Origin of the sequence: Delftia sp. WSY_12 (assembly GCF_043104645.1) — a bacterium.
Classification (GTDB): Bacteria; Pseudomonadota; Gammaproteobacteria; order Burkholderiales; family Burkholderiaceae_C; genus Comamonas; species Comamonas tsuruhatensis.
Window position 1 is genome coordinate 606,292 of sequence record NZ_JBICKW010000012.1, and the last position, 6,000, is coordinate 612,291.

Genomic DNA, 6,000 nt, shown 5'->3' on the forward strand with positions numbered 1-6,000 from the left:
GCACTCCATGGCATTTTTCAATTTTCGTTGGCCCGGCAAAAAAGACGACGGTGATTCGTCGTCCGCATCGAGGCGGCCCACACGGCTGGGACAGGCGGAAAGCGTCGATGTCATGCGCCGCCGGGCGCGCCACCGCCTCATCGGCGCGGCCGTGCTGGTCCTGGCGGGCGTGGTGGGTTTCCCCCTGCTGTTCGACACCCAGCCGCGTCCGATTCCCGTGGACATCCCCATCGAGATTCCCGACCGCGACAAGGTCGCTCCTCTGGTCGTGCCCGGCGCCAATGCCGTGGACGCCCATCCGCACCAGGGCGCCGCTTCCCCGGCAGGCCGCGTGCCGGCCCAGGCCTCGCTGGGCGCCGACGAGGAAGAGGTTCCCATGGGCAGGCCTTCCGTGCCCGTGGCGCCGGCCGTCTCGCAGGTGGCTCCGGTCAAGCCGGAAGCAAAGCCCGAAACCCGGCCCGAGGCAAAGCCTGAGCCCAAGCCCGCCGCCAAGCCTGAGACCAAACCCGAGCCCAAGCCGGAACCCAGGCCCAAGCCCGAGCCGGCCAAACCCGAACACAAGCCGGAGCCCAAGCCCGAACCCAAACCCGAGCCGAAGCCAAAGCCCGAACCCAAGCCCGAGCCGTCCAGGAGCGACGACGCCGCGCGTGCCCGGGCCCTGCTGGAAGGTCGCAGCGCACCGGCGGCTGCTGCGGCGACGGACGAGCGCTTCATCGTGCAGGTCGGCGCCTTCTCCGATGCCGGCAAGGCCCAGGAAATCCGCGCCAAGCTGGAGCTGGCGGGCCTGAAGACTTTCACGCAGGTGGTGGACACCAAGGACGGCAAGCGCACGCGTGTGCGTGTGGGTCCGTTCAACGGCCGTGCCGAAGCCGACAAGGCGGCGGCGCGCGTCAAGGGCCAGGGCCTGCCGGCGTCGGTGCTCAAGCTCTGAGGCGGTGACGTACATCTTGATCTTGCAAAGCAGCACAGGCGCACAGAGATAGCGTATGTCCACGGTGGACTGGGTTTTGCTGGCCTGCGTGCTGGCATCGATGCTGCTAGGCGCCTGGCGCGGGCTGGTGTATGAGGTGCTGTCGCTGCTCGGCTGGCTGGTGGCCTTCGTCGTGGCCCGCATCTGGGCGGCCGACGTGGCGCTGTGGCTGCCCATGCAGGACTGGGACATGCAGCTGCGCTATGCCGCAGGCTTTGTGCTGTTGTTCGTGCTGGCGCTGTTCGGCTGGGGCCTGGTGTCCTGGCTGTCGCGCCGGCTGATCGAGGCGGTGGGCCTGAGGCCCGTGGACCGCACGCTGGGCGCGCTGTTCGGCGTGCTGCGCGGGGCGCTGCTGGCCCTGGTGGCAACGATGGTGATCAGCTACACGCCGCTGCACCAGGGACAGTGGTGGCAGGATTCAGCCCTGGCGCCGTGGCTGATGCAGGCGCTGGCTGCGGTTTTGCCGCAGCTGCCGCAGGAATGGGGACGCTATCTGCCGGCTGCATGACAAGGCGCTGCAGCGCAGGAGTCGGCTGGCAGAAACAGTTTGGATAGAGAAATCGGGCGCAGGCGTGGCCAATGGGTGGCTGCTACGGCCCAGACAGCGAAGGGCGACCTTCGCAAACGGATGGAACGCAACTATGTGTGGAATCGTTGGTGTAGTCAGCACCGCGCCCGTGAATCAACTGATCTATGACGCCCTGCTGCTGCTGCAGCACCGTGGCCAGGATGCCGCCGGCATCGTGACCCAGCAGGAGCGCAAGTTCTTCATGCACAAGGCCAAGGGCATGGTGCGCGACGTGTTCCGCACCCGCAACATGCGCGCCCTGCCGGGCACGGTGGGCCTGGGCCAGGTGCGCTACCCGACGGCCGGCAACGCGACCAGCGAGGAAGAGGCCCAGCCCTTCTACGTGAACGCGCCCTTCGGCATCGTCATGGTGCACAACGGCAACCTTACCAACGCCAAGCAGCTGCGCGAGGAACTGTCGGACACCGACCACCGCCACACCAACACCGAGAGCGACTCCGAAGTCCTGCTCAACGTGCTGGCCCACGAGCTGGCCCGTGCCAGCAGCGGCGCACCGCTCAAGAGCGAAGACGTCTTCCAGGCCGTCAGCGCCGTGCACAAGCGCATCAAGGGCTCGTACGCCGTGATCGCGCTGATTGCGGGCTACGGCCTGCTGGCCTTCCGCGACCCCTTCGGCATCCGTCCCCTGTGCATGGGCCGCAGCGCCGACGGCACGGTGATGCTGGCCAGCGAATCCGTGGCCCTGGAAGGCACGCTGCACCAGCTCGAGCGCGATGTCGCTCCGGGTGAAGCCGTGTTCGTGCACAGCGACGGCCAGGTCGAAACCCGCCAGTGCGCCGAAAAGAGCGAGCTGCACCCCTGCGTGTTCGAGTACGTGTACCTGGCCCGTCCGGACTCGGTGCTCGACGGCATCTCCGTCTACCAGGCGCGCCTGAACATGGGCGAGACGCTGGCCAAGCGCGTGGTCTCCACCGTGCCGCCCAACGAGATCGACGCCATCATCCCGATTCCGGAATCCAGCCGGCCCAGCGCCATGCAGCTGGCCCAGCTGCTGGGCATTCCCTACCGCGAAGGCTTTGTCAAGAACCGCTACGTGGGCCGCACCTTCATCATGCCGGGCCAGGCCTCGCGCAAGAAATCCGTGCGCCAGAAGCTCAACGCCATCGGCAGCGAGTTCAAGGGCCGCAAGGTGCTGCTGGTGGACGACTCCATCGTGCGCGGCACCACCTCCAAGGAGATCGTGCAGATGGCGCGTGACGCCGGCGCCGTCAAGGTCTACCTGGCCTCGGCCGCTCCTCCGGTGCGCCATCCCAACGTCTACGGCATCGACATGCCCACGCGCGCCGAACTGGTGGCGCATGGCCGCACGGTCGAGGAAATCCGCCAGGTCATCGGCGCCGACGCGCTGATCTACCAGGACGTGGCCGCCATGAAGCAGACCGTGGGCAAGATCAATCCGCAGGTGCAGGGCTTCGAGGCCTCGTGCTTCGACGGCGTCTACATCACGGGCGACATCTCCGAGGACGAGGTCACGGCGCTCAACGAGGGGCGTAACCGGGGCGGGGAGGAAGAGGCCAGCGATGCGTCGCGCCTGTCCCTGCCCAATGCCCAGGAAGCCTGAGCGCCAGGGCATTCAGTGACAATGTCGGGCGGGCCTGTGGCCCGCCTTTTTTGACAAATGAGCTAAAAGCGCTGGTGCTGGAGAGACCAGGGCCGCAAGGCCCTGGAAGCCGCCAGGTGACAAGTGCTTCTAGCTCCTTTTTTCCGGGCACCGCCACCGCTGGCGGGCTGCGCCCGATCCCCAAGGACCATCAACGTGACCAACAAGACACTTCCCGAAGGCCTGCATCCCGATACGCTGGCCCTGCGCGTGGGCGTGGAGCGAAGCCAGTGGGGTGAGCACAGCGAAGCCCTGTACATGACCAGCAGCTTCGTGCAGCCCGACTGTGCAACGGCTGCACGCCGCTTCGCCAATGAAGAGCCCGGCTACACCTACAGCCGCACCTCCAACCCCACCGTCACCAGCTTCGAGCAGCGCCTGGCCGCCATGGAGGGCACGGAATGCGCGGTGGCCACGTCCACGGGCATGTCGGCCATCTTGCTCGTGGCGCTGACCACGCTCAAGGCCGGCGACCATGTGATCTGCTCGCAGTCCATGTTCGGCTCCACCATCAAGCTGCTGGGCGGCGAGATGGCGCGCTTCGGCGTGGAGACCAGCTTTGTCTCGCAGACCGATGTGCAGGCCTGGAAGGCGGCCATCCGTCCCAACACGCGCCTTCTGTTCGCCGAGACGCCGACCAACCCGCTGACCGACCTGTGCGACATCGCCGCGCTGGCCGAGCTGGCGCACGCCCATGGCGCGCTGCTGGCCGTGGACAACAGCTTTGCCTCGCCCGTGCTGCAGCAGCCTGCCAAGTTCGGTGCCGACCTGGTCGTGCACTCCGGCACCAAGCTGCTGGACGGCCAGGGCCGCGTCATGTCGGGCGCCGTCTGCGGCACGACGGCACTGGTGGACAAGGTCATGGGCACCTTCCTGCGCAGCGGCGGCCTGAACCTGGCGCCGTTCAACGCCTGGGTGGTGCTCAAGGGGCTGGAGACGCTGTCCCTGCGCGTGAAGGCGCAAAGCGCCTCCGCGCTGGAGCTGGCCACCTGGCTGGAAGCCCATCCCAAGGTCGCCCGCGTCTACTACCCGGGCCTGGCCAGCCACCCGCAGCACGAGCTGGCCATGCGCCAGCAAAACGGCATGGGCGGCGGCGTGCTGTCCTTCGACGTGGTGGGCGAGGGCGCCGAACAGCTGCGCGCCAACGCCTTCCATGTGGCCGACAGCACCCTGGTGTGCTCGATCACGGCCAACCTGGGCGACGTCAAGACCACCATCACCCATCCGGCCAGCACCTCGCATGGCCGCCTGAGCGAAGAGCAGCGCCGTGCCGCCGGCATCGGCCAGGGCCTGCTGCGCATCTCCGTCGGACTGGAATACCTGGGCGACCTCAAGAACGATCTCTCCCGCGGACTGGATACCCTGCAATGACACAAAAAGTACGTACCCGTTTTGCCCCGTCTCCCACGGGCTTCATCCACCTGGGCAACATCCGCTCGGCCCTGTATCCCTGGGCCTTTGCGCGCGCCACGGGCGGCGATTTCATCCTGCGCATCGAGGACACCGACGTGGAGCGCTCCACCCAGGCCTCGGTGGACGTAATCATCGAAGGCATGGCCTGGCTGCAGCTGGACCATGACGAAGGTCCGTTCTATCAAATGCAGCGCATGGACCGCTACAAGGAGGTGCTGGCCGGCCTGCAGGCTTCGGGCCATGTCTACCCCTGCTACATGAGCGTGGAAGAACTCGACGCCCTGCGCGAGCGCCAGATGGCCAACAAGGAAAAGCCGCGCTACGACGGCACCTGGCGCCCTGAGGAAGGCAAGGTGCTGCCGCCCGTGCCCGAAGGCGTGCGTCCCGTGCTGCGCTTCAAGACGCCGAAGGGCGGCGTCGTGGCCTGGGAAGACAAGTGCAAGGGTCGCATCGAGTTCCAGAACAGCGAGCTGGACGACCTGGTGATCGCGCGCCCCGATGGCACGCCCACCTATAACTTCTGCGTCTGCGTGGACGACATGGACATGGCCATCACCCATGTCATCCGTGGCGACGACCACGTCAACAACACGCCGCGCCAGATCCACATCTTCGAGGCCCTGGGCGCCAGCGTGCCCGTGTTCGCCCATCTGCCCACCGTGCTCAACGAGCAGGGCGAGAAGATGAGCAAGCGCAACGGCGCCAAGGCCGTCACCCAGTACCGCGACGAAGGCTACCTGCCCGACGCCATGGTCAACTACCTGGCCCGCCTGGGCTGGAGCCACGGCGACGACGAAATCTTCAGCCGCGCCCAGTTCCTGGAGTGGTTCAACCTGGACCACCTGGGCCGCAGCGCTGGCCAGTTCGACGAGGCCAAGCTGCGCTGGGTCAACGCCCAGCACCTGAAGGCGCTGGACGACGCGGCCCTGGCAGAGCTGGTGCGCCCCTTCGTGCTCAAGACCGGCCTGGACCAGGCCCTGCTCGACGCAGACGACCGCCTGCCGCGCATCTGCGCCCTGTTCAAGGACCGCTGCGAAACCCTGGTCGATCTGGCCGGCTGGGTGCGCCTGTTCTATGTGGACGCCTTCGACCGCAACGCCGAGGACCTGGCAAAGCACGTGACCGACGCCGTGGCGCCCGCCCTGGACGCCTTCGCCGAAGGCATCGCCTCGGTGGAGTGGAGCAAGGAAGCCATTGCTGCCCTGATCAAGGAAGTGCTCAAGGCCCAGGGCCTGAAGATGCCGCAACTGGCCATGCCGGTGCGCGTGCTGACGCTGGGCACGGCGCACACGCCTTCGGTGGACGCGGTGCTGGAGCTGCTGGGTCGTGAAAAAATTCTGGCGCGTTTGAAAAACCGCTGAAAACCTGTCTATAATTCGAGTCTCTGATGCAAACGCAGCAACTAACAAGAAGCAGCGATTGCAGCAT

Annotated in this window: 5 protein-coding genes; all 5 read left to right on the forward strand. The window is 66.8% G+C overall.

Annotated elements, in window-relative coordinates:
• Nucleotides 1-7 precede the first annotated feature (7 nt).
• The 5 genes from ACF8LI_RS08235 to gltX all read left to right on the forward strand — a co-directional run bounded on the left by ACF8LI_RS08235 (nucleotide 8) and on the right by gltX (nucleotide 5,933).
• Nucleotides 8-931 (forward strand): SPOR domain-containing protein, encoded by a 924-nt coding sequence (locus ACF8LI_RS08235; protein ID WP_026062261.1) that lies wholly within the window; start codon nucleotides 8-10, stop codon nucleotides 929-931.
• A 55-nt stretch (nucleotides 932-986) separates the two neighbouring features.
• A complete protein-coding gene (locus tag ACF8LI_RS08240) occupies nucleotides 987-1,478 on the forward strand; it encodes a CvpA family protein (protein WP_016451425.1) in 492 nt (163 codons plus the stop codon).
• A 133-nt stretch (nucleotides 1,479-1,611) separates the two neighbouring features.
• Entirely contained in the window at nucleotides 1,612-3,120 is a 1,509-nt protein-coding gene (gene purF, locus ACF8LI_RS08245; protein WP_016449259.1) for an amidophosphoribosyltransferase, read from the forward strand.
• A gap of 195 nt (nucleotides 3,121-3,315) precedes the next feature.
• Nucleotides 3,316-4,530 (forward strand): O-succinylhomoserine sulfhydrylase, encoded by a 1,215-nt coding sequence (locus ACF8LI_RS08250; RefSeq protein ID WP_154833912.1) that lies wholly within the window; start codon nucleotides 3,316-3,318, stop codon nucleotides 4,528-4,530.
• A complete protein-coding gene (gltX, locus tag ACF8LI_RS08255) occupies nucleotides 4,527-5,933 on the forward strand; it encodes a glutamate--tRNA ligase (RefSeq protein ID WP_047218421.1) in 1,407 nt (468 codons plus the stop codon). The genes ACF8LI_RS08250 and gltX overlap by 4 nt, the downstream gene beginning before the upstream one ends.
• The last annotated feature ends 67 nt before the right edge of the window (nucleotides 5,934-6,000 follow it).

Coding starts and splice junctions, on each gene's coding strand:
- ACF8LI_RS08235 (WP_026062261.1), top strand. CDS start 8: ATGGCATTTTTCAATTTTCGTTGGCCCGGCAAAAAAGACGACGGTGAT.
- ACF8LI_RS08240 (WP_016451425.1), top strand. CDS start 987: ATGTCCACGGTGGACTGGGTTTTGCTGGCCTGCGTGCTGGCATCGATG.
- purF (WP_016449259.1), top strand. CDS start 1,612: ATGTGTGGAATCGTTGGTGTAGTCAGCACCGCGCCCGTGAATCAACTG.
- gltX (WP_047218421.1), top strand. CDS start 4,527: ATGACACAAAAAGTACGTACCCGTTTTGCCCCGTCTCCCACGGGCTTC.